1 protein-coding gene is annotated in these 1,489 nt (G+C 67.1%); it reads left to right on the top strand.

The genetic code is table 11. The features are described 5' to 3' along the window. Positions 1-238 precede the first annotated feature (238 nt). Positions 239-850: a hypothetical protein gene (locus FKN01_RS32145; RefSeq protein WP_143626171.1), complete on the top strand. Its 612-nt coding sequence runs from the start codon at positions 239-241 to the stop codon at positions 848-850. The last annotated feature ends 639 nt before the right edge of the window (positions 851-1,489 follow it).

Below are 1,489 nucleotides of genomic sequence, written 5' to 3'. Positions count from 1 at the left end.
GCCGCGTACATCGGTGTCGAGGTCGACGGCCCGTACAAGCCCGACCACTACCGCTACTGATCTCCCTGCCGGCCCGGAACCGGCCGGCCCACGAACGGTCCGGCCGCTCCGGTCCGGCCCCGGGCGCGCAGCGCGGCCCGGGCCGATCAGCGGCAGCGACGAACGCAGGCCCCCGCACCCCCGTGTCGGGGGCCTGCGCCGTACCGCACCCGCACGAGCCGAGGACCCGAAGGACCCCATGCCCCGCGGCCGATATTCGCTCCACGACGTCCACGACCACACCCCTCTCGGCGAAGAACACTTCCACTGCGCGCCCGGCCTGTCCGGCTGGCGCTACATCTCCCAAACGACCGCCCCGTCCGGCAGTCACCTGGGATCCGTCGACCTCACCCTCGACGAACTCGGCCGCCCCCTCCGACTCGAACTCCATTCCGCCGACTGGCAGGTCCGCGGTGCCGCCCTGGAGGGCCTCACCTGGGTCCGTACCGACCCGACCGGCGCTCACGCCACCGAAGGCAATGTCCGCGCCCACGCCTTCAACGGCACTTCCCCCGCCTTCCTCGTCGCGACCGCTCGTCTGCTGCGCCTCACCCCCGCTTCCCCCGAGACCCGCGTCCGGGTCGTCACCTTCACGGACCCGGTCCTCGCCCCCCGTACCCTCGACCAGTCCTGGGCCCTGGTGAACAGTGAAGCGCACCCCACTGACAACGGCCCCCTGAAGGTGGACGAATACCAGGTCAGCGCCCTGGACACGGGCGAACGGCACACAATCCACCTCGCCGGCGACGTGGTGCTCTCCGCCCCCGGCATCGAACTCGAAGACCTGGACTCCCCGCCTTCCGACCGCTAGCCCCCAGCCCGGCGAATCTCCGGCCCGCCCCGCCGGCACCCGCTCCCGTACGACGAGCGTCCCCGCGCTGCTCACGCACACCCGGTGGCACGCGCCCGCTTCCCGGTGACCGGAACCCATCGGGTACGCCGAGCTGGGCCCGCACCTCGCTGGGCACCGCCGGTCCGCACCGGCGATGCGGGTGACCTGATTGCGGTCGAACGAAGTACCGAGGTGCCGACCACCGCCTGATGTGCATCCGGCGTTCCTGACCTGCTAGTCTCCTCTTCGCCCCAAAAAACCGTTGACACGGCGAAGTGGGGGAGGTAGATTTAAACGGTTGCCGCGAACTGGACACGTTCGGGCGCGGTCAGCTAATATCTATTTCGCTCTCATCGGAAATCAAATTTCCGCAGAGCCATTCGATTCCCACCTTCTGAAGTTGAAGCCGATTAGGTTCGGTCGAAACGCTTCTGATAAAGTCGAATCAGCCGAAAGGCGCGGCCACTTCAACGGCCACCGGAATCAAAATTCGAACCGGAAACGGAACGAAATGAGTCTGGTAAGGTTGAAACCGCCGAAAGGCAAAGAGCAGGGCCCGCTTCGACCGGGAATCGGACACGAAAGAGTCTGATAGAGTCGGAAACGCAAGACCGAAGG

It is taken from the genome of Streptomyces sp. 130 (assembly GCF_007096885.1).
Lineage (GTDB): Bacteria > Actinomycetota > Actinomycetes > Streptomycetales > Streptomycetaceae > Streptomyces.
Note: the sequence above shows the minus strand (reverse complement) of the source record. Positions and strands in the feature narration are given on the sequence as shown.